Origin of the sequence: Leucobacter sp. UCMA 4100 (genome assembly GCF_027853335.1) — a bacterium.
Classification (GTDB): domain Bacteria; phylum Actinomycetota; class Actinomycetes; order Actinomycetales; family Microbacteriaceae; genus Leucobacter_A.
In genome coordinates this window covers 2,725,468-2,749,793 of sequence record NZ_JAFEUS010000002.1, presented here as the reverse complement: position 1 = coordinate 2,749,793, position 24,326 = coordinate 2,725,468, and the positions used below count along the sequence as shown (strand labels likewise).

20 protein-coding genes are annotated in these 24,326 nt (G+C 62.8%); 7 read left to right on the top strand and 13 right to left on the bottom strand.

From position 1 onward, the window contains the following. Nucleotides 1-78: 78 nt before the first annotated feature. Complete coding sequence (locus JSO19_RS12745) at nucleotides 79-1,254, bottom strand: alpha/beta hydrolase family protein (protein ID WP_270912025.1); 1,176 nt, start codon at nucleotides 1,252-1,254, stop codon at nucleotides 79-81. 63 nt (nucleotides 1,255-1,317) lie between these two features. On the opposite strand from JSO19_RS12745, the gene JSO19_RS12740 reads away from it, so the two are divergent. The 4 genes from JSO19_RS12740 (at nucleotide 1,318) to JSO19_RS12725 (ending at nucleotide 6,583) form a co-directional block, all read left to right on the top strand. Next, nucleotides 1,318-1,917 carry a DUF3000 domain-containing protein gene (locus JSO19_RS12740; RefSeq protein WP_270912024.1) on the top strand — a complete coding sequence of 200 codons (600 nt, stop codon included), beginning with the start codon at nucleotides 1,318-1,320 and terminating at the stop codon, nucleotides 1,915-1,917. Between the two features lie 22 nt (nucleotides 1,918-1,939). Beyond that, entirely contained in the window at nucleotides 1,940-3,127 is a 1,188-nt protein-coding gene (locus JSO19_RS12735) for an HRDC domain-containing protein (RefSeq protein ID WP_270912023.1), read from the top strand. A 124-nt stretch (nucleotides 3,128-3,251) separates the two neighbouring features. Then, complete coding sequence (locus JSO19_RS12730; RefSeq protein ID WP_442915718.1) at nucleotides 3,252-4,445, top strand: thiolase family protein; 1,194 nt, start codon at nucleotides 3,252-3,254, stop codon at nucleotides 4,443-4,445. A 2-nt stretch (nucleotides 4,446-4,447) separates the two neighbouring features. Then, nucleotides 4,448-6,583: a 3-hydroxyacyl-CoA dehydrogenase NAD-binding domain-containing protein gene (locus JSO19_RS12725; RefSeq protein ID WP_270912021.1), complete on the top strand. Its 2,136-nt coding sequence runs from the start codon at nucleotides 4,448-4,450 to the stop codon at nucleotides 6,581-6,583. A gap of 489 nt (nucleotides 6,584-7,072) precedes the next feature. Here the strand turns inward: JSO19_RS12725 and acnA are convergent, their stop codons facing one another. The 4 genes from acnA to dut all read right to left on the bottom strand — a co-directional run bounded on the left by acnA (nucleotide 7,073) and on the right by dut (nucleotide 11,728). Next, nucleotides 7,073-9,742, bottom strand: a complete 2,670-nt coding sequence (acnA, locus tag JSO19_RS12720; protein ID WP_270912020.1) for an aconitate hydratase AcnA — start codon at nucleotides 9,740-9,742, stop codon at nucleotides 7,073-7,075. Between the two features lie 128 nt (nucleotides 9,743-9,870). After that, on the bottom strand, nucleotides 9,871-10,632 hold the full coding sequence (locus tag JSO19_RS12715) for a DUF3159 domain-containing protein (protein ID WP_270912019.1): 762 nt from the start codon (nucleotides 10,630-10,632) through the stop codon (nucleotides 9,871-9,873). A gap of 3 nt (nucleotides 10,633-10,635) precedes the next feature. After that, nucleotides 10,636-11,274 carry a DUF3710 domain-containing protein gene (locus tag JSO19_RS12710; protein WP_270912018.1) on the bottom strand — a complete coding sequence of 213 codons (639 nt, stop codon included), beginning with the start codon at nucleotides 11,272-11,274 and terminating at the stop codon, nucleotides 10,636-10,638. Nucleotides 11,275-11,278: 4 nt separating this feature from the next. Beyond that, nucleotides 11,279-11,728: a dUTP diphosphatase gene (gene dut, locus JSO19_RS12705; RefSeq protein WP_270912017.1), complete on the bottom strand. Its 450-nt coding sequence runs from the start codon at nucleotides 11,726-11,728 to the stop codon at nucleotides 11,279-11,281. Nucleotides 11,729-11,818: 90 nt separating this feature from the next. Between dut and JSO19_RS12700 the strand changes: the two genes are divergently transcribed. After that, nucleotides 11,819-12,292, top strand: a complete 474-nt coding sequence (locus JSO19_RS12700) for a DUF3093 domain-containing protein (protein WP_270912016.1) — start codon at nucleotides 11,819-11,821, stop codon at nucleotides 12,290-12,292. A gap of 83 nt (nucleotides 12,293-12,375) precedes the next feature. On the opposite strand, the gene JSO19_RS12695 is transcribed toward JSO19_RS12700, so the two are convergent. Next, nucleotides 12,376-12,669, bottom strand: coding sequence for a DUF4193 domain-containing protein (locus tag JSO19_RS12695; protein ID WP_217132415.1), 294 nt, complete (start codon nucleotides 12,667-12,669; stop codon nucleotides 12,376-12,378). A 213-nt stretch (nucleotides 12,670-12,882) separates the two neighbouring features. On the opposite strand from JSO19_RS12695, the gene sepH reads away from it, so the two are divergent. Then, complete coding sequence (gene sepH, locus JSO19_RS12690; RefSeq protein WP_270912015.1) at nucleotides 12,883-14,085, top strand: septation protein SepH; 1,203 nt, start codon at nucleotides 12,883-12,885, stop codon at nucleotides 14,083-14,085. Between the two features lie 41 nt (nucleotides 14,086-14,126). Here sepH and JSO19_RS12685 read toward each other — a convergent pair whose 3' ends face one another. Continuing rightward, nucleotides 14,127-15,317: an alkaline phosphatase family protein gene (locus JSO19_RS12685; protein ID WP_270912014.1), complete on the bottom strand. Its 1,191-nt coding sequence runs from the start codon at nucleotides 15,315-15,317 to the stop codon at nucleotides 14,127-14,129. Nucleotides 15,318-15,357: 40 nt separating this feature from the next. Between JSO19_RS12685 and JSO19_RS12680 the strand changes: the two genes are divergently transcribed. After that, a complete protein-coding gene (locus JSO19_RS12680; RefSeq protein ID WP_270912013.1) occupies nucleotides 15,358-17,841 on the top strand; it encodes a DNA gyrase/topoisomerase IV subunit A in 2,484 nt (827 codons plus the stop codon). A 150-nt stretch (nucleotides 17,842-17,991) separates the two neighbouring features. On the opposite strand, the gene JSO19_RS12675 is transcribed toward JSO19_RS12680, so the two are convergent. Genes JSO19_RS12675 through mvk form a run of 6 tightly spaced genes read right to left on the bottom strand, consistent with a single transcriptional unit; the run spans nucleotide 17,992 to nucleotide 24,318 of the window. Continuing rightward, nucleotides 17,992-19,152, bottom strand: a complete 1,161-nt coding sequence (locus tag JSO19_RS12675; RefSeq protein ID WP_217132420.1) for a hydroxymethylglutaryl-CoA synthase — start codon at nucleotides 19,150-19,152, stop codon at nucleotides 17,992-17,994. Then, entirely contained in the window at nucleotides 19,149-20,201 is a 1,053-nt protein-coding gene (locus JSO19_RS12670; RefSeq protein WP_270912012.1) for a hydroxymethylglutaryl-CoA reductase, read from the bottom strand. Before JSO19_RS12670 ends, JSO19_RS12675 begins: the two co-directional genes overlap by 4 nt. Then, nucleotides 20,191-21,303 carry a type 2 isopentenyl-diphosphate Delta-isomerase gene (fni, locus tag JSO19_RS12665; protein WP_270912011.1) on the bottom strand — a complete coding sequence of 371 codons (1,113 nt, stop codon included), beginning with the start codon at nucleotides 21,301-21,303 and terminating at the stop codon, nucleotides 20,191-20,193. The genes JSO19_RS12670 and fni overlap by 11 nt, the downstream gene beginning before the upstream one ends. Continuing rightward, nucleotides 21,300-22,388, bottom strand: a complete 1,089-nt coding sequence (locus tag JSO19_RS12660; RefSeq protein WP_270912010.1) for a phosphomevalonate kinase — start codon at nucleotides 22,386-22,388, stop codon at nucleotides 21,300-21,302. The genes fni and JSO19_RS12660 overlap by 4 nt, the downstream gene beginning before the upstream one ends. Beyond that, complete coding sequence (mvaD, locus tag JSO19_RS12655; RefSeq protein WP_270912009.1) at nucleotides 22,385-23,359, bottom strand: diphosphomevalonate decarboxylase; 975 nt, start codon at nucleotides 23,357-23,359, stop codon at nucleotides 22,385-22,387. The genes JSO19_RS12660 and mvaD overlap by 4 nt, the downstream gene beginning before the upstream one ends. Next, entirely contained in the window at nucleotides 23,356-24,318 is a 963-nt protein-coding gene (mvk, locus tag JSO19_RS12650) for a mevalonate kinase (RefSeq protein ID WP_270912008.1), read from the bottom strand. Before mvk ends, mvaD begins: the two co-directional genes overlap by 4 nt. Nucleotides 24,319-24,326: the final 8 nt, after the last annotated feature.

Here is a 24,326-nt window from a genome sequence, read left to right as displayed (position 1 = left end):
TCACACGCGATGACCGGGGCACGGCTGTATAGAGAGAGGGTTCACGACAGATAGGAGCCTCGTCACAGAGGAGAAGGCTTAGCCGCGCGACCCATCACCCAGGCACTGCCGCCCAAATCCGTAGAGGGCAGCCTCCCACACGGCGCGATCATGATTCCAGAGCTTCACGTGCTCGGCGCCAGGTACCTCGACGGTACGCACAAGATCGGGGCGCAGCCGAGCGAGCCGCAGAGCACCAGCCGCGGGAACAAAGGTGTCTTCCCTGCTCACCAGCTGCAGCACCGGCACACGCAGCCCACTGGCGAAACGCTCTGGAGTAAGCCTCGAAACCGGTACGGGGCCGAGCACTCCGGTGGCACGCGATCCGCGTTCAAGCAGACGAGCACCGAACCTCGCGGCAGGCGACGGAACGCGTGAGCGGCGCGCCTGGTGTCGCAAGATGCCTGGCCAATCAATTCCGGGGGATTCGAGCACGATGCCAGCGATGAGCCCATGCTTGGCTCGCTCTGCGGCGATCAGTGCGGCCGCGGCCCCCATCGACCAGCCCACGAGCAACACCGTTTCGGCGCCGTTCGCTACGGCATAGGCAATCGCGGCCGAGACGTCTTCGCTCTCGGTGGCCCCAAGCCCGTACTTCGCATCGGGCGCCGCCGGGGCTCCCAGGTCGTTGCGATAGCTGAGCACAAGGTGCGAGAAACCAGCCCTCGTCAGCGGATCGACCCCGCGCAGCGTCTCCTCCCGACGTGCACCGCGGCCGTGCACGTGGATCGCCCACGCTCGGCTTCCCTGCCCGGCTTCGCCGATGCGCCACGCTGGCAAGTCGCCGAGCGGCCCGGGAACCGTGACTTCGCTCCAGTCATCACTCACCTCATCAGGGCCCGTAAACCACCAGCCGGTAATGCGCCCAGTCGCGCCGGCATCGAGCCTGCCCCGCTCGATCGAAAGCAACTCGCGCTCGACCGTGCCGTGCTGTTCCCGCACGACTGCACCAACCCTTGCGTGGCCGTTCCCCTCGGCAAAGATAAAGGACTGATCACCCGCGAGCGCAGCGTCTTCGCCCTGCGTGAGCACGATGGTGTCACCGTTTGCAGAGCGCCGAACCTCGTGCACCGTAAGCGGCGCCGCTGGCACCCGGGCTGGCGTCACGACTGCGCGCCCAAACGCAACGGCGAGCCCGTAGCCTCCCGCGGCGATGCTGGCAATAATCGCCGTAGCCGAGGCAATGAACCCCCAGGTCTTGCGTGCAGGGCTCATTTTCGATCCCTCCTGCGGCGTGGCTCCGTAGCAACCAGCCGCTGGCTCTCTACTGTGTAAGTTGTGGCGACCATACATGAATCATTCCACGACGAGTTTGACCTCGCATGTGAGTCGATCCGTGGTGCGAAGATTCGCCCAGAACTCGACTGGCAAGAGATCCCTTCACCCGAGCGCACCGTCGAGCATTCGCTCGCCCTCGCGGCCGGAGTCAAGCAGGGCTCAGACACCCCTTCGTCGATCGATTCGCCATCGGGCGCCGGTCGCTTCATGCTGCTCTACGACCCCGCGTCGTTTGATGAGTGGGGTTCTGCGTTTCGAGTGGTGTGCTTCGTGCAGGCCCCCCTCGAGCTCGAGATCGGGCTCGACCCCTTCATTGCCGAGGTCGCATGGGCTTGGCTTCGCGACGCCCTCACGCTGCGCGGCGCCGAGTACGAGCATCTCGCGGGCACCGCGACCAAAATCATTTCAGAGGGCTTCGGCCAATTAAGCAGCCACGGCAAGGGCTCGCAGCTCGAGCTCCGCGCCTCGTGGAGCCCCAAAGATACGAACTTCGCAGCGCACGCCGAAGCCTGGGCTGAGGTACTCTGCTCTATAGCGGGTTTCCCGCATCAGGAGGGCGCCGTGTCACTCGACGCCTTCAGAAATGCGCACAAGCGATAACCATTTAGGAGCATTTGCCACCGTGCCTCAACCGCAGCTGCCACACGAAGAGTGGACCCTCGTCGAAAGCCCCGAAGCACTCCTTCAGGCGGCCGATCAGCTAGCGAATGGCCTCGGGCCCGTCGGCGTCGACGCCGAGCGCGCATCGGGGTACACCTACTTTTCGCAGGCCTACCTCGTGCAGATGTCTCGCCGGGGAGCGGGAACGTTCGTGTTCGATCCAACGCTCATCGACGACTTCGATCCGCTCGCTCAGGCCATCGACGATGACGAGTGGATCTTGCACTCGGCCATCGCCGATCTCGACTGCCTCCAAGAAATCGGCCTCACGCCCCCGAGCCTCTTCGACACTGAATTGTCGGCGAGGCTGCTCGGCATGGAGCGGGTCGGACTCGGCGCCGTCGTGAACGAGCTGCTGGGCGTCGAACTCGCGAAGGCGCACTCGGCCTCAGACTGGTCGAAGCGCCCCCTGCCCCATGACTGGCTCGAGTATGCGGCGCTCGATGTGAGCTACCTGCCCGACCTGCGCGACGCCATGCACGACAAACTCGTCGACGCCGAGAAGCTCGACATTGCCTCGCAAGAGTTCGAAGCGGTGCTGCACGCCCCGCCCAAAGAGAAACCGCTCGAGCCATGGCGCAAAATCTCGGGCCTTGGCCGGGTCAAGAACCGCGTGGGCCTTTCGATCGCGAGAGAACTGTGGATCGCACGCGACCAGTTCGCCCAATCCGTTGACACCGCGCCTGGCCGACTGCTGCCCGACTCGGCGATCGTTGCGGCGAGTCTGCAGCAACCCCGCTCGATGAGCGAGCTCGCCAAAAACAAAGACTTCAAGGGGCGTGCGAGCCACAGCGAGCTACGCCGCTGGTGGCTCGCGATCTTGCGTGGAAAGAAGAGCGATGACCTACCCTCGCTGCGCACCGCGGAGCGATCCGCGTTTCCGCATCACCGCAACTGGGAGCGCAAAAAGCCTGAGGCGCACCAGCGTCTCGTTACGGCCAGGGCGGCGCTCGAGGCCGAGTCTGAGCGACTCAACATTCCCCTCGAAAATCTCCTGAAGCCAATCATGCTGCGCGAACTTGCCTGGGCTCCGCCCGAGGTCATCAGCGATGAGGCCGTCGCATTGCAGCTCGAGAAGCTCGGCGCGAGGCCGTGGCAGCGTGATGCGACCTCACAGATTATTGCCCGCAGTTTTGTAGAGACCCAATAACGTCTCGCGGTTTCATCGGCGGCGATTCACCGGTTATCCAATGCCGAATGTCTAACTCAGGATTGCTTTCATAAAATACAATCACTACCGTCAAATTTCAGCCAAGGAAGGCAGAGTGGCCACAATGAGAGAAGTCGTCTTTGTCGACGGGGTACGCACCCCGTTTGGACGCGCAGGCGAAAAGGGCATGTACTGGGGTACCCGTGCCGACGACCTTGCGGTGAAAGCACTGCAGGGTCTCATCGAGCGCAACCCCAACCTGCCGCTGGACCGTGTCGACGATGTTGGTATCGCCGCCACCACGCAGCAGGGCGACCAGGGGCTCACCCTCGGCCGCAGCGTAGCAATTCTCGCGGGTCTGCCCGTCACCGTGCCGGGCTTCGCGCTCGATCGCATGTGCGCAGGCGCCCTCACGACGAGCGCATTTATGGGCGGTGCGATTGGCGCAGGCCAGTACGACATCGCAATCGCCGGTGGCGTCGAGCACATGGGGCGTCACCCCATCGGAATCGGCGCTGACCCGAACCCCCGCTTTGTTTCGGAGCGCATCGTCAGCCCCGACGCATTGAACATGGGCATCACCGCGGAGCGACTGCACGACCGCTTCCCCGAGCTCACGAAGGAACGCGCTGACCGCTTCGGCATGCGCAGCCAGGAGCTCGTACAGGCCGCATACGATCGCGGCGACATTCAGAAAGACCTCGTGCCGATCGCTACGCAGAGCAGCGCTGGCTGGGGCCTCGCAACCGAAGACGAGGGCCGCCGCCCCGGCACGACCATGGAGGCACTCGCAGGGCTCAAGACCCCGTTCCGCCCCCACGGCCGCGTCTCAGCTGGCAACGCCTCGCCCCTCACCGACGGTGCAACCATGGGCCTGCTCGCCGGTGCTGACACGGCGAACGAGCTCGGGCTCACCGCAAAGATGAAGCTCGTCAGCTTCGCTTTCGCTGGCGTCGCGCCAGAGGTCATGGGCCTCGGCCCCGTCCCCTCGACCGAGAAGGCGCTCAAGCGCGCTGGTCTCTCGATCACCGACATCGGTCTCTTCGAGCTCAACGAGGCGTTCGCCGTTCAGGTGCTCTCGTTCACCGACCACTTCGGTATCGCTGACGATGATCCGCGCGTGAACCCTTGGGGCGGTGCCATCGCGCTCGGCCACCCCCTCGCCGCATCGGGCACCCGCCTCATGCTGCAGCTCGCACGCCACTTCGAAGAGCGCCCCGACGTTCGCTACGGCCTGACCGCAATGTGCGTTGGCCTTGGCCAGGGCGGCACCATCATTTGGGAAAACCCCTATTTCGACGGCAAGAAGGGTAAGTAACGTTGACTGATTACAGCAAGATCGATTTTTCTCCCATCATTGAGGCGTCAGAAGATGAGGTGATCACCGAATCGTTCGTACGCGACGTCACACTGCCCTCGGGCGGTACGCTCGCGCTCATCACGCTCGACAACGGTCGTGACCACACCCGCCCCAACACGCTCGGCCCCCGCACCCTGCAGGCGCTCGACACCGTGATCGAGGCGCAGAAGGCACGCGCTGCCGCTGGCGAGATCAAGGCCGTTGGCATCACTGGCAAGCAGTTCATCTTTGCCGCAGGCGCTGACCTCTCAAAGGTCTCGACCATGGCGACGAAGGACAACGCACTGCTCATGGCCCAGTACGGCCACTACGTTCTCGGCAAGTTCCACAAGCTCGGCGTACCCACCTTCGCCTTCGTCAACGGGCTCGCGCTCGGCGGCGCAATGGAAATTGCCCTGCACTGCGACTACCGCACGGTCGATGCTTCGGCAGCCGCGCTCGCGTTTCCCGAGGTCTTCCTCGGCATCATCCCAGGCTGGGGCGGCGCGACACTCGTGCCAAACCTCATCGGCATTGAAAACGCCCTCGAGGTCGTCGTTTCGAACCCCGTCAAGCAGAACCGTATGCTCAAGCCCAAGCAGGCTCACGAGCTCGGCCTTTTCGACGAGATCTACCCTGCCGCACGCTTCCTCGAGCAGTCGATTCTGTGGGCCGATCAGGTACTCACGGGTGCAGTAAAGGTCGAGCGACCCAACGTTCCCGGCAAGATGGAGCGTCTCACCAAGTGGCCCATCGCCATCAAGATGGCGCGCGAGACGCTGCAGGCTCGACTCGGCACCGCTGCCCGCTCACCCTACGCCGCTCTCGAGCTGCTCTCAGCAGCAAAAGACGGCGACCGTGAGGCAGGCTACGCACGCGAAGACGAGATGCTCTCGGAGCTCATCGCGAGCGACCAGTTCGCCGCGTCGATCTACGCCTTCGACCTCGTGCAGAAGCGCGCAAAGCGCCCCGCTGGCGCTCCTGACAAGGCGCTCGCTCGCCCGGTCAACAAGGTCGGCATCATTGGCGCAGGCCTCATGGCAAGCCAGTTCGCGTTGCTCTTCGCACGCAAGCTGCGCGTTCCCGTGCTCATCACCGACCTCGACCAGGGCCGCGTTGACAAGGGCATCGCGTACATCCACGGCGAGATCGACAAGATGCACGCGAAGGGCCGCCTCTCGGGCGACGATGCAAACCAGATCAAAGCACTCGTCACCGGCACGACCGACAAGTCGCTCTACGCTGACTGTGACTGGGTCATCGAGGCCGTCTTCGAAGAGCTCTCGGTCAAGCAGGCCGTCTTCGCTGAGATCGAGCCGATCATCAGCCCCGAGGCGATCATTGCGACCAACACCTCGTCACTCAGTGTGACCGAGATCGGCGCAAACCTGAAGCACCCGGAGCGCCTCGTCGGCTTCCACTTCTTCAACCCTGTTGCAGTGATGCCGCTCATCGAGGTTGTGAAGATCGACAGCACAAACGATGAGAGCCTCTCGACCGCGATGGTCGTTGCACGCAAGCTCGGCAAGAGCGCCGTCATCACGGCCGACCGCCCCGGCTTCGTCGTCAACCGCCTCCTCGCAAAGGTCATGGGCGAGGCAGCACGCGCGCTCGACGAGGGAACCCCGCTTCCCACCGTCGAGCAGGCTTTCGCACCCATTGGTTTGCCGATGGGCCCCTTCGAGCTCATCGACCTCGTCGGCTGGAAGGTTGCAGCGCACGTTCAGGACACCATGGTCGGGGCCTTCCCCGAGCGTTTCTACGCTTCTGAGAACCTGCACAAGCTTGCAGACATCGAGGAGCCACTCGTCAAGAACAAGCACGGCAAGGTCGAAGACCTCTCGAAGACCGCGAAGAAGCAGCTGACCTTCGGGTCAACCGTCGCCACGAGCGCCGAGCTGCTCGAGCGTGTCGAGAACGAGCTCGCGAGCGAGATCAAGATCATGCTCGACGAGGGCGTTGTCGCCGCGGCCGAGGACATTGACCTCTGCCTCATTCTCGGCGCAGGCTGGCCGTTCCAGGCCGGCGGTGCAACCCCGTACCTCGACCGTGTCGGCGCCAGCGAGCGCGCCTTCGGCGGAGCGTTCCACGAGCCACGGATCGCGGCCAAGCAGTAGCGTCACCACGCACCCGGTGGTGCTCGCGGCCACGCGCCCCGAGCACCACTAACCCCGGAGGGGGCAGGAAGCCATAGCGGCTCCTGCCCCCTCCGGCGTTTCTGCGGCCTTTCGGGCCGCGACGTCGGGCTTCGGGCTTCGGGCTTCGGGCTTCGGGCTTCGGGCTTCGGGCTTCGGGCTTCGGGCTTCGGGCTTCGGGCTTCGACGCCATCCCAACTACTTGACGAAAAGCAGGGTGTTTGTCGCGAAACACCCTGCTTTGTGACAAGTAAACGCCAGAGCGGCGATCAAAAACACCAGCGGCAGTCCATTTGACGAAAAGCAGGGTGTTTCGCCAGATTTACCCTGCTTTTCGTCAAGCCACGACCGCTGCCACAGGGGTCGACGCGGCAGCTCGCCCACAAACGCCAAAGGGGGCGGAGCCCGAACGGAGTCGGGTTCCGCCCCCTTCAGGAGCGCACTCGCGCGGGGCGAGCAGCTGCGCGCGTCTTAGACGAGCGAGCGCAGTACGTACTGCAGGATGCCGCCGTTACGGTAGTAGTCGGCCTCACCCGGGGTGTCGATGCGAACTACGCCGTCGAATGAGATCGTCTGGCCGTCGGCCTTCGTCGCCGTCACGTTCACCGTCTTGGGCGTCTTGCCCTCGTTCAGCTCGGTGATGCCGGTGATGTCGAAGTGCTCAGTGCCGTCGAGCCCGAGCGAATCAGCGCTCTGGCCTTCGGGGAACTGGAGCGGCAGCACACCCATGCCGATGAGGTTTGAACGGTGAATACGCTCGAAGCTCTCGGTGATGACGGCCTTGACGCCGAGCAGCGAGGTGCCCTTTGCAGCCCAGTCACGTGACGAGCCTGAACCGTACTCCTTGCCACCGAGCACGACGAGCGGGATGCCCGCGGCCTGGTAGTTCTGCGACGCGTCGTAGATGAACGCCTGGGGAGCACCCTCCTGCGTGAAGTCGCGGGTGTAACCGCCTTCAACGTCGGTGAGCAGCTGGTTGCGCAGACGAATGTTCGCGAAGGTACCGCGAATCATGACCTCGTGGTTACCACGGCGTGAGCCGTACGAGTTGAAGTCGCGCGGAGCGATATTGTGCTCGGTGAGGTACTGACCGGCTGGAGTGTCGGCCTTGATGTTACCTGCGGGGCTGATGTGATCGGTGGTGACCGAATCGCCGAGCTTCGCGAGCACGCGTGCACCCGTGATGTCGCTGACCGGAGTCAGCTCAAGGGTCATGCCGTCGAAGTACGGTGGCTTGCGCACGTAGGTCGACTCTGCATCCCACTCGAAGATGTCGCCATCAGGAGTGTTCAGCGAGGTCCAACGCTCGTCGCCGTCGAAAACGCCCGCGTACTTCTCGATGAACATGTTCGAGTCAATCGAGCTGTCAACGATCTGCTGAACCTCGGTCGGGTCAGGCCAGATGTCGCGCAGGAAGACCTCGTTGCCCTCGGTATCGGTGCCGAGTGACTCGGTATCGAAGTCGAAGTCCATCGAGCCGGCAAGTGCGTACGCGATGACGAGCGGAGGGCTCGCGAGGTAGTTCATCTTGATGTCGGGGTTAATGCGCCCCTCGAAGTTACGGTTACCCGAGAGCACTGCCGAGACAGCAAGGTCGTTTTCGCGTACCGCGGCCGAGACCTCTTCGTTCAGCGGGCCCGAGTTACCGATGCAGGTCACGCAGCCGTAACCGACGAGGTAGAAGCCGAGATCTTCAAGGTGTGACTTGAGGCCTGACTGCTCGTAGTAGTCGGTAACAACCTTTGAACCAGGAGCGAGCGTGGTCTTAACCCAGGGCTTCGCCTTGAGGCCGCGAGCGTTCGCGTTCTTCGCGAGCACGCCGGCGGCGAGCATCACGTAGGGGTTCGAGGTGTTGGTGCACGAGGTGATTGAAGCGAGGGTTACCGCGCCGTGGTCAATCTCGTACTCGCTGCCCGAGGGATCTTTCACCTTGGCTGGGTTTGCAGCCTCGGCGTAGTTCTTGAGGTCGTTCTCGAACTGGGTCTTTGCGTTCGTGAGCTCGATGCGGTCCTGGGGACGCTTCGGGCCGGCGATTGAGGCAACGACGGTTGAGAGGTCGAGCTCGAGGTACTCGCTGAACTCGGGCTCTTCGTCTGGGTTGAGCCACATGCCCTGCTGCTGTGCGTACTCGCGAACGAGATCGATCTGCTCTTCTGGGCGGCCGGTGAGGCGCATGTAGTCGAGCGTGACATCGTCGATCGGGAACATTGCAGCGGTCGAGCCAAACTCGGGGCTCATGTTACCGATGGTTGCGCGGTTTGCGAGCGGAACCGAGCTCACGCCCTTGCCGTAGAACTCGACGAACTTGCCGACAACGCCGTGCTGGCGCAGCATCTGCGTGATCGTGAGCACGACGTCGGTCGCGGTCACGCCAGCGGGGATCTCGCCCGAGAGCTTGAAGCCTACGACGCGAGGGATGAGCATCGAGATCGGCTGGCCGAGCATTGCGGCCTCTGCCTCGATACCGCCAACGCCCCAGCCCAGAACGCCGAGGCCGTTCTGCATGGTGGTGTGCGAGTCGGTGCCGACGCAAGTGTCGGGGTACGCCTGCAGCACACCGTTAACCTCACGGGTGAAGGTGATGCGCGCCAGGTACTCAATGTTCACCTGGTGCACGATGCCGGTCCCAGGAGGAACCACCTTGAAGTCGTCGAAGGCGCCCTGGCCCCAACGGAGGAACTGGTAACGCTCGCCGTTGCGCTGGTACTCGATCTCAACGTTCTTCTCGAACGCGGTCGGGGTGCCGTAAACGTCTGAAATGACCGAGTGGTCAATGACGAGCTCGGCGGGAGCGAGCGGGTTGATCTGCGAGGGCTCGCCACCGAGATCACGCACGGCCTCACGCATCGTTGCGAGGTCGACCACACATGGAACGCCGGTGAAGTCTTGCATGATCACGCGGGCTGGCGTGAACTGAATCTCGGTGTCGGGCTGGGCATTCGGATCCCAGTTGCCGAGCGCCGCGATGTGCTCCTTCGTCACGTTCGCGCCGTCTTCGGTGCGAAGCAGGTTCTCGAGAAGGACCTTCAGGCTGTACGGAAGACGGCTGCTTCCAGGAACCTGGTCAATCTTGAACACCTCGTAGGATTTCCCGCCTACCTCGAGAGTGCTTTTCGCACCATAACTATTAACAGCTGTCATGACCAGACTCCTCTTCGTGTCATTATTGCCTTCGTGTGAGACCATTGTGCCTTTTTTGCGAGCCTTTTGCACCTAAGGAGACCCTTAATTGATGCATAATTTATCTCTACATCAAGATAGTTTAGCAGTTATTTTTCAGAGGTCCGTTCAGGCGACGGCATGTTGCGAAACATGAGCCAGGTGGCGAGGATCACGAGAGCGAAAAGGGGCGTTCCCATAACAAGGCGCGCGACACCAAGTGCCGCCACGTTCTCGGCAAAGTAGAGCGGTAGTTGAACCGCGAGCCTCAGCAGGAACATCGTGAGCCACAGGAGACTCGCAACGGTTGCGGTGCGCCGAATCTTCGGCACGCGGCGCCAGCCGGTGATATCGCCCTGGAGTGCCCCGACGATAAAGCCGAGAATCGGCCAGCCCACGACGAGTGATATGACGAGCGCGACCGACCAAGCCGTGTTGATCCAAAAACCGGGCAAGAAGAAATCTTCACCTTTGCCGCTCATGAGGGTCGTGGCAACGCAAATGCCAACGCCGAGCAAGCCCGAGAGCGAGGTCACGAGGGTCTGCCGCTGAGCCAAACGCCACACAAAGGCGGCAACGGCAATCGCGGCCGGCGCGATGACGCTCAATCGAGCATCTTGCGTGATGATGAACATCACGAGGTAGAGAAGACCGGGCAGGAGCGCCTCGGTAATGCCGCGCACTCCCCCGATCGCTTCGAGGATCCCTTGCCCGCTCACCTCTTCACCGCTGAGCCCAGCAGAAATGCCCTTGGCAAGACCACCACGTTGCACCAGCGATGGTGATGGCTCAGCCTGAGAAGCTGATTCCAGGGGCAGATCGGGCGCGACCTCGGGCGAAGGCGAGGTCGCCTCCCGTTCTTCGTCAGTCACGACCTATGACTTCCCTTGCACGCCCGCGGGAACCTTCATGGGCAGCAGCTCGTTGGGAGGCATTGGGAGGTCGCCGCGCACGACGACGAGCTCGCGGAAGAGTTGCTCGACCTGGGCTGCGGCTTCGGGATCGGCAGCGGCTTTACCCGTGATCGATCCGCGAAGAAGCCAGCGCGGGCCGTCGACGCCGATAAAGCGCACGGGGGTCACGCCGCCGCCGCGTTCTTCAGGAACGCGCACGCTCGTGACGATCTCCTGCCCGAGGAAGCCTTCACGCTCGGTGAACTGGGCCTTCTGCTTGGTAAGCAGTGCGCCGACCTGGCGGCGTACCTCGTGCCAGAGGCCCGTGCTCTTTGGCGCCGAAAACGCCTGCACCTGCAGGGTCGAGCCCTCGAAGTCGAGCGACACCGCGACGATGCGCTTGGCCTGCTCGTCAACGTCAAGCCGCATCTGCAGCCCCTCGCGGGGCGGCACCTTAATGCTGCCGAGGTCGACGTAGGGGCGCATTGCGGGCACCTCGAGAATGTCGAAGGGGCCGTTCTCGGCGCGGTCGGCGGGTGCCGACTTCGTCGTGTCGAGCTCTTCTTCGACCTCCTGAGCCTCTACCTCTGGCTCGTGTACTTCAGAACCCTGTTCAGTCATCTCGTTACTTCCTTCCCTCGTCACGAACACCCGTTGACCCAAAGCCGCCGGCGCCGCGGTCACTGCCGGGCAACGTTTCGACGGGCACAAAGGTTGCGCGCGTGACGGGCATGATAATCATCTGTGCAATGCGATCGCCCACCGCGACCTCGAACGCGTTCTCGCGGTCGGTGTTGAGCAGCGTCACCTTGATCTCACCGCGGTAGCCAGCGTCGACCGTGCCGGGCGAGTTCACGACCGTGATTCCGTGTTTTGCTGCGAGGCCACTGCGCGGGACAACGAAAGCGGCGAAGCCATCGGGCAGTGCAATCGAGACGCCCGTGCCAATGAGCTTGCGCTCGCCTGGCTGAAGCACCACGGCTTCACTACTCTTCAGGTCGGCCCCAGCATCGCCGGGGTGTGCATACACGGGAATATCGTCGGCCTTGATGAGCACTTCGCATCGTTCAATCACCTTCCGAGGGTATCGAACTTTACTGTTTCACGCAGGGTGGTGTCGCCAGCACGCAGGATTTTCTTCAGGTGAACAGGCGATAATACGAATATGGCAGAACACACTCCCGGGACATTCGCCGAGCGACTGTACCCGTCGACCTCATTCTTTCTCGCGGTGCTGCTGCTCATTCCAGCACTCACCGTGCTCTTTACCCCTTACTCGCTCCAGGCCGGCATCATCGCAGGCGTTGTCGCGTACGCACTCGTGTGCGCTATTTTCATCCTGACGAGCCGCAAGGTCGAGGTTCAAGACGGGGTGTTCAACGCAGGCGGCGTCAAGATCGACGTCAAGCACCTCGGTGAGATCGAAGTGCTCGACTCACAGCAGCTGCGCGTCGCCATCGGTCGCCGCCTCGACGCTCGCGCCTACCTGTGCGTGAGCGGCTGGGTGCACAGCGGGGTGCGCGTCACCATCACCGACCCCAGCGACAACACCCCCTACTGGGTGGTCACGAGCCGCAAGCCGAAACAGCTTGCCGCAGCGATCCGCGAGGCTCAGGGAGCATCGACCAGCGCGGCATAAGCAACCGCTTGAACGCCTGAGCCCCCGCTCTCATCAATACGAGAGGCGGGGGCTCAGGTGTTTCTGTGAACCTTTGAGAAGACTCAAGCAGCGCACTCTCGGCAAATAGGGCCGAGATCGCTCTGGTGATCCACCTGTGAACGGTGGCGCACCAAGAAGCAGTTCATGCAGGTAAATTCGTCATCCTGCTGAGGCAAGACAACAACGTCAAGCTCAACGTCAGAGAGGTCTGCGCCCGCAAGCTCAAACCCTGGATTATCGGCATCTTCTGCATCAATTGCTGAACCAGACTGGCTGGGAACGCGCTCCTTCAGCGCCTCAATCGAGTCGGCGCTGTCTTCTTCAGACTTGCGTGGTGCATCGTAATCGGTAGCCATGCTCTCCTGCTCTTGCTTCCTGTGCCTTTCGGCGTCGCATTCTCTGCGGCATTAGTTTGGTCCATGCTGGCCAAAGACGCAAACTGGCAGGCTGTGAATCTGCCGCACGCCTCGCGAAATGCCTAAGAGATTTATGCCACACCCTCGTCAATCTGGCAAAACCATGGCGCTTCATGCCACACTCTCTACCAAAGCCGTGAGGAGTGTTTACCCATGCAAGATCTTCGCTTGATTGAGCGGCGCGATCAAACCCTGGTACTTGAGTCGATCGATGGAACCGAGTTCACCCTCGAGGTGACCGAAGAAGTCGTGACCGCCGTGCACGTCATTACCCGGGCCCAGCAGGCCAAGGCGAGCGAGACGAAAGTCAGCCCCCGCGAGGTACAGACGATGCTGCGAGAGGGCAACAGCGTGATCGAGGTTGCCGTGGCCCTCAACATCGAAGAAGAAGACGTTGAGCGCTACGCCGAGCCGATCAACGCAGAGTTCCGCTTCATTCTCGACCTCGCCCTCGGTGTTCCTGTGCGCGCAGACGTGGCCGATCAGGACGAGCCACAGTTCTTTGGCGCCGTCATCGAGGCCCGCCTCGCGAAGCTCGGTGCGACGACGCATGCGTGGCGCACCTGGCGCGACCCCGAAGACGGCTGGATGGTGTTGCTCACCTTCACCTCGCACGACGTTGAGCACGAGGCGCGTTGGGCGTTCGAGCACCGCAAGCGTCTGCTCACCCCGATCACGCCCGACGCGATTAACCTCTCAAAGCAGGGCGACGTGGGAGACAAGCTCATCCCTACTCTGCGTGCCGTCGACCGCCCCGAGGAGCGCGGCAGCTTCAACGCCGTGAACTTCGAGCCCGAGGCGGCCGAAGAGCCAGCCGAAGCAGCCGAGAACGAGGCTCCGGCCGAGACCGAAGAGCCCGTTTCGCCGCACTCCGATTTCGAGCGTCGCCAGGCCATCGAGCAGCGCACCATCGCGACCGAGCCAGAGCCGCGCGACCTCGGCCAGACTTCAGACCTGCTTGATGCGCTTCGCAAGCGCCGTAGTGAGCGCGATGCCCAAGACCTCGAGCTCGACCTCGATTTGCCAGAGACTCGCACGCAAGAGGTCATCCAGGTGACCCCCGCAGCATCGGCAGACGAATCGGCAGAAGAGGGCGGATCGACGCCTGCCGACGAGCCACAGCCCGAAGTCAAGCCAAACGTCAATATCTGGGCACCGCCCGCCGGGCCTTCTGAAGCCAAAACCGAAGAAACCACAGCCGCTCCAAAGCCCGAGGCTGTGAAGTCTGCGGCTGCTGAGCCAGCCGAAGCGAGCGAGCCAGAACCGCAGGGTGACGAGAAACGCTCGAAGAAGGGTCGCCAGAGCATTCCGAGCTGGGACGAGATTCTCTTCGGCACACGAAGCGAAGACGACTAGCCTCGACGCGTCTCCGGGCCACTGCGACCGCGGTGGCCCGCTCAGTGACGCTTTTTGCGGGGCTTCCGTACGGCCCCGATCGAGCGCGCGTTACGCTCGATCGCCTCGAGAAACGCCTCACTCGGGATGGCACCGGCCATGAGCAAGGGAACGTCACGTTCGATCTCAGAGATACTCCCGTGTTGCCCCACCATGCGCCTGCTCGCTGGGGAATCTTCAGCGCCGTAGATTGCGGTCTCTCCTAGAGCCGCGATGACCACATCGCCGATGCGCTGCTCGACCTCTGGCGCGACTCGACCAAACCAGCCGGCGTGCACCGCTTCTTGCCTCGTCGCAACGCTCGCCCGCTCGCCGAAGAATGATCTCGCTCGCTCAGCAATCTCTTCCGCTCGCGCATCGTCTTCGAGATACCAGTACCTGAGACGGGGCTCTCCCCCGACGGCAGAGACGCCCTCAAGCACCTCGTCACCCGCGGTAATCTCGATGTGCGCTTCGGCGTTCACATCGACCATGCCGTGATCCGCCGTCATCAGGATGCCGGTGTTGCCGGGCACGCGCCGCAGCAGGCCCGCGACCTGGCTATCGAGCCGTTCAAGTTGCTCGACCCAGGCGTCGCTCGCAGCACCGCGCTCGTGGCCGGCACGGTCAAGTTCGTCAACGTACAGGTAGACGAGGCGAGAGCCCTCGCCAAAGGCCAGCTCAATCGCGCGGTCGAACCGGGCCTCCATCGCGTCTTCAGCGACGTAGGCTGCGCCGGTCAAGATCGCACTCGTGAGCCCTCCAGTCTCGTGCGCGGCGCGGCCAATCACGTGCGCCGCAACACCTGCCTCACTTGCGCGCTCGAAGACGGTTGGCTGCAGCTGCCAGTCCCGCACCTGCTCAATGCCCTGCCACTCGGTGAGCGTTGTGCGAAGGCCGAGCTCTGGGTGCATGATGCGGTACCCGACGAGGCCGTGCTGCCCCGGAAGCGTTCCCGTGGTGATCGCGGTGAGGGCCGCTCCCGTGGTGCTCGGAAAGACCGTGCTCACGCGCTCACTCGTGAGCTTCGACAGGGTTCTCGCATAGCCCGCATTCGCGCGGAGATTATGCCAGCCAAGGCCATCGGCGACAATCACGATAACGCAGTCGATCGCGGAGCCCTCGCCCACCCCGGGTTCGGCCTCGAGCAGCGAGAGCGCTGTTGGCATAATTGCGGCAAGCCTCGCACCGTTTTCTGTTGGAGTCTGTAGCATAAACTCCATCGTATCCGTCACGAGAAAGGCGCACCCGCGAGTGTCAGATTCTTCGCTTGATCTCGAGCAGCACCCCCTTCACGGCGAACGCATCGAAGATGTCGATGTTCTCGCCGAAATGGAGACCTCGTTTCTGGAGTACGCGCTCTCGGTCATCTACTCGCGCGCACTGCCCGACGCCCGCGACGGCTTGAAGCCCGTTCAACGACGCATTCTGTACATGATGACCGACATGGGGCTGCGCCCCGACAAGGGTCACGTGAAGTCGGCACGTGTCGTGGGTGAAGTCATGGGCAAGCTGCACCCCCACGGCGACTCGTCGATCTATGACGCGCTCGTGCGTCTCGCACAGCCCTTCGCGATGCGCCTGCCCCTCGTCGACGGCCACGGCAACTTCGGCTCGCTCGATGACGGGCCCGCCGCCTCGCGGTACACCGAGGCCCGCCTCGCCGGCGCTGCCCTCGCGATGACGGCCGACCTCGACGAAGACGTGGTCGACTTCGTGCCGAACTACGACAACCAGTTCATGCAACCCGGCGTGCTGCCCTCGGCCGTGCCCAACCTCCTCGTCAACGGCGCGAGTGGTATTGCCGTTGGCATGGCCACGAACCTTGCACCGCACAACCTCATCGAGGTCGTCGAGGGGGCGAAGCACCTGCTCTACAACCCGCAGGCGACCACCGAAGACCTCATGTCGTTCATTCCTGGCCCAGATCTTCCGGGCGGCGGCATTATCGTCGGCCTCGACGGCATTAAAGAGGCCTACGAGACGGGACGCGGCGCGTTCAAGACCCGGGCGAAGGTCACCGTCGAAAAGGTGAGCGCACGCCGCACAGGCCTCGTCGTGACCGAGCTTCCCTACCTCGTCGGGCCCGAGCGGGTCATCGAGCGCATCAAGGTCGGCGTCGAGAACAAGAAGATCTCGGGCATCGCCGACGTCGTCGACCTCACCGACCGCAAAAACGGCCTGCGCATGCTCATCACGCTCAAGAGCGGCTTCTCACCAGAGGGCGTGCTTGAGCAGCTCTATCGCACGACGCCTCTCGAAGACTCGTTCAGCATCAACTCGGTCGCGCTCGTCGACGGCCAACCGCAGACGCTCGGTCTCAAAGAGATGCTGCGGGTCTTTCTCGATCACCGCATCAGCGTCATTACGCGCCGCAGCAACCACCGACTCACGAAGCGCAAAGAGCGGCTGCACCTCGTTGAAGGCATGTTACTTGCGATCGTTGACATTGACGCGGTCATTCAGATCATTCGAGCGAGCGAAAACACCGAGCAGGCAAAAGACCGTCTCAAGACTGCCTACGACTTCTCTGATCTGCAAGCCGAGTACATTCTTGAGCTCAGACTTCGCCGACTCACGAAGTTTTCGCGGGTCGAGCTCGAGACCGAACAGGCCGCGCTCATCGCCGAGATCGAAGCGTTGCAGGCCATTCTCGCTGACCGCGACCGTCTGTACGGCGTCGTCGCTTCAGAGATGGACGAGGCGGCCGAGCGCTACGGCACCCCGCGTCGCACGCTCCTCACGGGTGCCGTCTTGCGCCCGACCCGCAGCAAAGAGAAGGCCGCGCTCGAGGTACAGGACGCCCCCTGCCGCGTGCTGCTCTCGGCAACCGGCCTCGCCCTGCGCATCGACCTGCCTGAGGCAGCCGAGGGCCAGTCGACGCTCACCGCAGCGATCGAACGCCCAAAACCCCACGGTGCCGTGCGCAGCGAGATTCACACGACGACGCGCGCCGAGATTGGTGCTGTGCTCGCCGACGGAACGGTGCACCGCTTCACCCCCGTCGAGTTGCCGCATGTGCCCGCAAACAGCATCTCGTTTGAGGCCGGTGTGCCCATCGAGCGCTACCTCGGCCTCGATGAGAAGAAGAGCCCACGCGTGGTCGGTTTCGTCGCGCTTGGTTCAGAGACCCCCATCGGCATGTTCACCCGGGACGGTGTCGTGAAGCGCACCTCGCTCGATACGCTGCCCAACAAAGACACCTTCGAGATCATCACGCTCAAAGACTCCGACGTGCTCGTGAGCGTCTTCGAGGCCCCTGACAACACCGAGTTCGCTGCGGTGACCTCTGACGCGCAGCTGCTGCGCTTCTCGGCATCGCTCGTGCGACCGCAGGGCCTCAGCGCGGGCGGCATGAACGGCATGAACGTCAAGGCTGGTGCTGCGGTGCTCTTCGCTGCAGCTTTGCCCGAGGAGACAGAGGCTCAGGTCGTGACCGTGGCGCAGGGGGCTGACTCGCTCCCCGGTGTTGCCTCATGCAGCACGAAGGTCTCTGACTTCGCAGAGTTCCCTGCAAAGGGGCGCGCAACCGGCGGCGTTCGAGCTCACCGCTTCCTCAAGGGCGAAGATCGCTTGTGTGCGGCGTGGATCGGCGCCGGCGAGCCTCGTGCCCTCGGTGAGAACGGCGAGGTGCGCGAGCTCCCCGAAGAACTTGGGCGCCGTGACGGCTCAGGCTACCTGCAGCACGACGGTGATATCGCCTATGTCGGGAGTGCGCCGACCGCCGAGGCCGAGTAGAGCCCGGCTCCGAGCGCTCCTGTGCGCGCCGTAGCGGCGTCGTACACACGAAGAGGGGCCCCCAGTGATTCACCACTGTGGGGCCCCTCTTGACGTTGTGGAGGCGCTTACGGGGCGATGCCCGCTCTAGCGCGCTCTACCCGCGACGCACTACTCGGCGTTGCGGTACTGGCGTTTGTGGTCAACGACGCCCGCGAAGCGGTAGTCGCCGTTCGTCTGTCGCTCGGTCTCGTAGCTGCCGGTGAGCTCGTCGTAGGCTGCGTGACGGGCACGGTAGTCGGCGTAATCGATGTTCGTGCGCTGGTCGAGCATCTCGGCGTGGTGTGCAACGCGGAGGTGCTTCTCGTAGCCCTCGGGAATGATGCCCGTGAAGAACTCTGCGACTGCGCCCGATCCGTAGCTAAAGAGGCCAACACGCTTGCCAGCGAGGTTCTCGCTGTTATCGAGCAGTGACAGGAGCGCGAAGAAGACCGAGGCGGTGTAGCTGTTGCCGAGCCTACGGTTGTAGATCATCGTCGGTTCGAGGGTCGCAACCGAGGCATCGACGTCTTCGACCTCGCAAATCTCGGTGAGGCGACGGTGCGCCTTGACCGCCATGCGGGTGAAGGGCTGGTGGTAGCAGAAGTAGTCGATCTCGTCGAAGCTGTTGCCGCCGGCCTGCTGGAAGTCGCTCCATGCTTTGCCAACGCTGTCGAGGTACACCTGCATCGAGTAGTGGCCGTCGACGACCGCGGTTGAGCGGTCGTTCGGGCGCCAGAAGTCCATGACGTCGCTCGTCCAGAGTCCCGTTGCCGGCTCGATCTCGAAAAGGGCCGGGTCGGCGCTCACGAGCATTGCGACCGCGCCGCCGCCCTGCGTTGGCTCGCCGCTCGAGTCGAGCTCGTAACGGGCGATGTCGCTCGCGATCACGAGCACCTTCTCTTCGGGCTTGCGGGCAACCATGGCAACGGCGAACTGCAGCGCGGCTGTTGCCGAGTAGCAGGCTTCTTTGAGCTCGACGACGCGGCAGTTTCCGGGAAGGCCGAGGAGGCCGTGCAGGAAGACACCGGCCGACTTCGACTGGTCAACGCCTGACTCCGTGGCAAAGAGAATGGTGCGAATGTTGTCGCTGCCGTGACGGTCAAGAATGGGCTTCGCCGCGCGAGCCGCCATCGTGACGATGTCTTCATCAACCGTGTTGATGCTCATCTCGAACTGGCCGATGCCGCGATGAAACTTTGCGAGGTCAGTGCCGGTGTTCGTCGCGATCTCAGCTAAATCGAGAACCAGACTTCCAGTTGCCGCGGCGATGTCGTGGATCCCGATCTTCATTTTGACTCTCTTTCAAATTTCACATGGGCCGCCATAAGTTCGCCCGGGTTCGTCTGGGCTGCCATCAACGATAGCTCGCCACATAACACGGTGGCGGCACACAACACAGCAAGCTTACGTGCATTTTCGCCAGCGTGTGCCTCTTCTCGACATCCCAGTCTCTCAAGGTTTTCTGTAATCAGGCTTAAGCCCTTACCGTTTCCTACAGATCCGACAATGAGATTGGGGATCGTGCATGAGAAGTAGAGGTCGCCATTTCGGTTCTCGGCGTGGGTAATTCCCTGCGACCCCTCAACGATATTTGCGGCATCCTGCCCCGTTGCGAGGTAGAAGCCGAGCAGCATATTCGCGTAGTGCGCGTTGGCCGAACGCAGGCTTCCCGCGACCGTGCCACCAACGAGATTCTTGCGAATGTTGAGCTGTTCCATTTCGTGTGCGGTCGTGCGCAGGCGACGCTCAAGCAGTTCTTTGGGAATGAGAATCTCAGCAACGACGTTTTTACCGCGACCCCAGATACCGTTGACCGCCGAGGTTTTCTTATCGGTGCAGAGGTTGCCCGAGATCGACCCATAGTGAAGGGTCGGCTGGTCACGCAAGATCGCGTCCATGAGCTTTTCTGAGGCGAGCGTGACCATGTTGTGGCCGGCAGCGTCACCCGTCGTGAATTCGAAGCGCACGAAGAGCAGGTTGCCCACGATTTCAGTGTTGATGCGAATGAGCTTTGCAAAGCGGCTCGTCTCGGTCACAACCTGCGCGAGTTGCTCTTCGCTCGCTGTGATCCGCTGGGCAGCCTCGTATGCCGCCGCGGCGGTTCCGCACTCGAAGAGCACCGAACGCGTCATGCGCTCGTCAATGAGGGTGCACTGAATGCCGCCCTCAACAAGGGTTGAAACGTGCGCACCGCGCCTCACCGACGGCCACAGGGTCGTTTCGTAGGTCGCGAGAGGAACCTCTTGCTCGCCCTGAAACACGTTGCCACCGATACGAATGGGCCCGAGCCACCGAAGTGGCACCGGGGCAAATAACTGCTCTGGTTCATCAGCCGTCATGCAAGCTCCTACGTTTGTGCGCGCCACGCTGGGCATAGTGAGTAATGTCGATTCCCCTGAGTCGTGCGAACTCTGCAACACCACCGGTGATGAGCAGGTCGCTTCGCAGTAAATCGCTCGGGCGCGCCGCGCCGGTGAGTGCCTGGATCGCACGGAGCTGTGCATTCCAGCGGTGGATCTCAGCAATGAGAGCCGCCTCACCTTCTCGCTGCAAGACATGAAGAAAGCCTCCCGCGACCCCGACGGCGACGCTGCCGAGGCTGAGCGCCTTGGCTACGTCGAGCGGGCCACGTACTCCCCCGGAGGCTAAAACCGTGACGCTCTCGCGCTCAGCGGTCTCGGCAACGTCGACGAGGCAGTTGGCGGTGCTCTGACCCCACGAGAGCAGGGCCGCATAGTCGTTCTGGTCGCGACGCGCGTTTTCGATCGCGGCAAAGTTCGTTCCTCCGCGGCCGCTGACGTCGACGTAGCGAACACCGAGGGCAGCGAGCTGCGCAACGGTCTCGGCGCTCAGCCCGAACCCGACCTCTTTGACGACCACGGGAACACCTACGGCGGTCACAATCGCCGCAATGTTCTCAGTCCAGTGGCCAAAGCTTCGGTCGCCCTCTGGCATCACGATCTCTTGTGCACTGTTGATGTGAATTTGCAGGGCGTTCGCCTCGACCGCGTCGACCACGCGACGGGCCTCGGCGACGGTTGCGTTTGCACTGAGGTTCGCGAACACGAAGCCGTTGGGGTTGAGTTTACGCAGCGAGGTGAAGGTTGAGGCCGAGGCCTCGTCTTTCAAGAGGTGACTCATCGAGCCCGAGGCGATCGCGGTTCCGGTCTCGGCGACAACACGGGCGAGCGACTCATTGATGCGGCCGGTCGATGCTGATCCGCCCGTCATGGCATTGATGTAAATGGGGCTTCCCCATGAACCGTCGAAAATCTGGGTCTCGGTCGTCACCGAGTCGAAGTCGGCCGCGGCAAGCGCATGATGCATGAATGTGACATCATCAAAGTCGCCCGGTTGCTGGCGAGCATCGGCTTGTTCGGTAGCGAGCCGCACGTGATCATCTTTTCGGGAGGCTGAAGTCGTCACATTTGCGTGATTCATCGGGACTCCTCCTGAAGATAGGCCGAGAGGCTAAGCTCGGTGATGTCTGCTTTGTGCCACTCACTCTTCATTCTATGGAGTTCTCTATGCCTCTCGCACATTACAACGCCGCAGTCGCCGCCGCCAGCTCCCGAGGGTTTGGCAATAGCGCCCTCGTTTTCGGCGATTTCACGCAGTTTTCGAAGCTTCATCGTCTCGATGCCGCCGTTGCCTCGGGCGTCGTACCCGAGCAGCGCGTCGCGAGAGGCGGCATAGCCTTGAAGAATCGCTTCGGCGTCGTCGCGTTCGACCGCTCGAGTGAGATCGTCAACCGCCGCCCGTGACTCGGTGAGGAATTGCTCGCGTGATGCCGCATCGTAGCGTTGCTCTGCTACGAGGGTGTCGGTGTCGGCCGGGCTGCCCGTCCAGCCAACCGCCCACTGCACCGATCGAGGTACGGGGAGGCTCCTCAGTTCGAGTCCTGGCCAGTCTGCCTCGAGCGTGGCAACGAGGCCGCGCTCTGCGAGCATCACGGCGACCGCTTCTCGGTCGGGAGCTGCATAGCGTACCCAGCCGCCGAGTGTGCTCGTTGCAAGGTCGCCGCCAGACGCGTGCGGTGAAAACCTGAGCGTGATGAGAAGGGCGAGACGGTAGCGCTCTTCGTCGGTGAGTTCGAGCCGCCATGACTGAGCGAGTGCCTGCACGAGCGCCACGGTGACGGCGCCACTCGATCCAAGCCCAAATTTGGTGCCGTGCGCGTCGACGAGCTCGCTCGTAATGGTGAGCTCAAGCGCTCGGGGAATAAGATTGCGAGCCCTGGCGAGCTCTGCGGTGCGCACGAGCGTCTCAGAAACAAGGTCTGGTATTCGCTCGGTTTCTGGATCAGCAAAGCGAATCTCGCCGTCGGCGTTCGCGCTCCAGCGAGGCGGATCTACGTAGTGCGTCGAGTGCACTCTTCCCCACGCTCCGGCTTCTCCGGTGGGTACTTCGGCGACGTCGACGTGCATGAGCCGGTCGACCGCCATGAGTATCGCGGGTTGCCCTGGGGTAACCACCGCGTGTTCCCCGGCGAGGTAGAGCTTGCCCTGGGCCGAATAGCGGGTCATGCCACCGCAGCTTCGGTGAGATGGGCGCCAGCCCCGAGACGAGAGGTGAGTGTTGTCGCTTGGGGAAAACGCTCTGACAGCCAGGCGTGAACATCGTCGAGTTCGGCAACCGTCGTGAGTACCTTGATGTTGGGGCCCGCGTCAGCGGTCGCGTACGCGGTCAAGCCTTCATTTCTCAGTTCAGCAACTGCGTCAAGCACGGTGAAGCTTTCGCCGGTGAGGTAGCGAATCGGCGGCACCGCGCCGAGCATCGAGGCGTGCATGCGCATCGTGCTGAGTTCGGTGAGCTGGCCGAGCTCAGCAAGTTCGCCCTCAGCAACGGCCGCCATGGCCTGTTCGACGAGCCGTTGATTCGAGGTGACCCAGCCTTCGTAAAAGGGTGAGGTCTCGATCGTTCTCGTCATACCCACGCGTGAAGAAATCGCCTTTTGCGCCGCGCTCAGCTGCACGATAACGAGGGCGAGGTCAGGGCCGTTCCAGTCGATTGGTTCGGCGTACGAGGTGAGGTCGTCGTGCCCCCGGTGCCAGCGCACCATGCCTCCGAATACTGATCGAGAGGCTGAGCCCGAGCCGAGCCTCGCGAGACGAGAAACGCCCGTCGCATCAAGACCGAGCGCATACGCATTGTTGACCGCGGTCGCGAGTGCGGCGAAACCCGCCGCTGAAGACGCGAGCCCCGCTGCCGTAGCGATCGTGTTGGTCGAGGTGATTGAGGCCGCTCTATGGTCTCCCGAGAGCTCTCTGGCCCGGTCGAGCACGCGGCGCATGCGCATCGTTTCGGCTTCGGTGAGCTGTCGACCGTTGAGCACGATGGTATCGAGTTCGTCATCACTCAGTTCAACCGTGGTGGTCGTCGGAAAGCCGTCGAGCGTCAGTGAAATGCTGTCGGTTGCGGGAAGAATGAGCTCCTCGTCAACCTTGCCCCAGTACTTAATGAGGGCGATGTTCGGCTGCGCGATTGCGGTGCTCATGATTGCTCCTTGTGCACTGGCCAGACGTTTTTCGCACCCGCGCTCAGGAGCGCGTTGCGTACCGTGTGCTCGTCTCGTTCTGAACCGACGAGGGCGACCATGCAACCGCCAAGCCCGCCGCCGGTGAGCTTGGCGCCGAGCGCGCCCGCGTCTTTACTAGCCTTCACGAGTGATTCGAGTGGATCAGCACTCACGCCGAGTTCCCGCAGAATCTCGTGGTTGCGATCCATCTTCGCGCCGAGCCGCTCATGATCGCCCTCTGCAAGGTCGGTTCCGGCGTCTTGCGCGAGTTGCGCGGCCTCGGCCAGTAGGGCTTCAACACGGGGTGGGTTCTCATCGTGCAGGGCTCGAACGCGACGCACCGCTTCTGCGGTGTGCCCGACGATGCCGGTGTCGGCGACGAGCAGCCGCGGCTCGCTGAGTACGCGCAGGGGCTTAGCCTCGCCTTTTTCAAACCAGATCGGCCCTGCCTCGGTTGTCGCGTAGGCATCAAGTCCGCTCGGGGTACCATGGGCTACCCGTTCGACCGACTGCACAAGTTCAAAACGTTCGTCACGACTCAGTTCACGTCCGTACGCACGCGAAACCGCCTGGGCGATCGCGCCCGCAACCGCCGCGCTTGACCCGAGACCGCGAGCGGGAGGAATGAGCCCGCTCACTCGCACCTCAATACCGCTCGGAGCTTCTTCGAGAAACTCGAGCGTGTTGCTCAGCGCGATCTCAGAAAGCTTGCGTTCAAGTTCGACGGTTTGTGCCGTCTCGCGGTCGAGCGAGTGGAACGGGGTAATTACCCGGTGCCCCTCTCCCGAGACCGTCACCTTGGCCTCAAGCTCGAGCGAAAGCACCGGAAACGCGATGGCGGGGTTGCCGTAGACAACCGAGTGCTCGCCAAGCACGATGACCTTCGCGTGAGTTTTGCCGCTGCCCACAGGGGCCGCCTGAGTAGTGTGCGTTTGCATGATCCTGC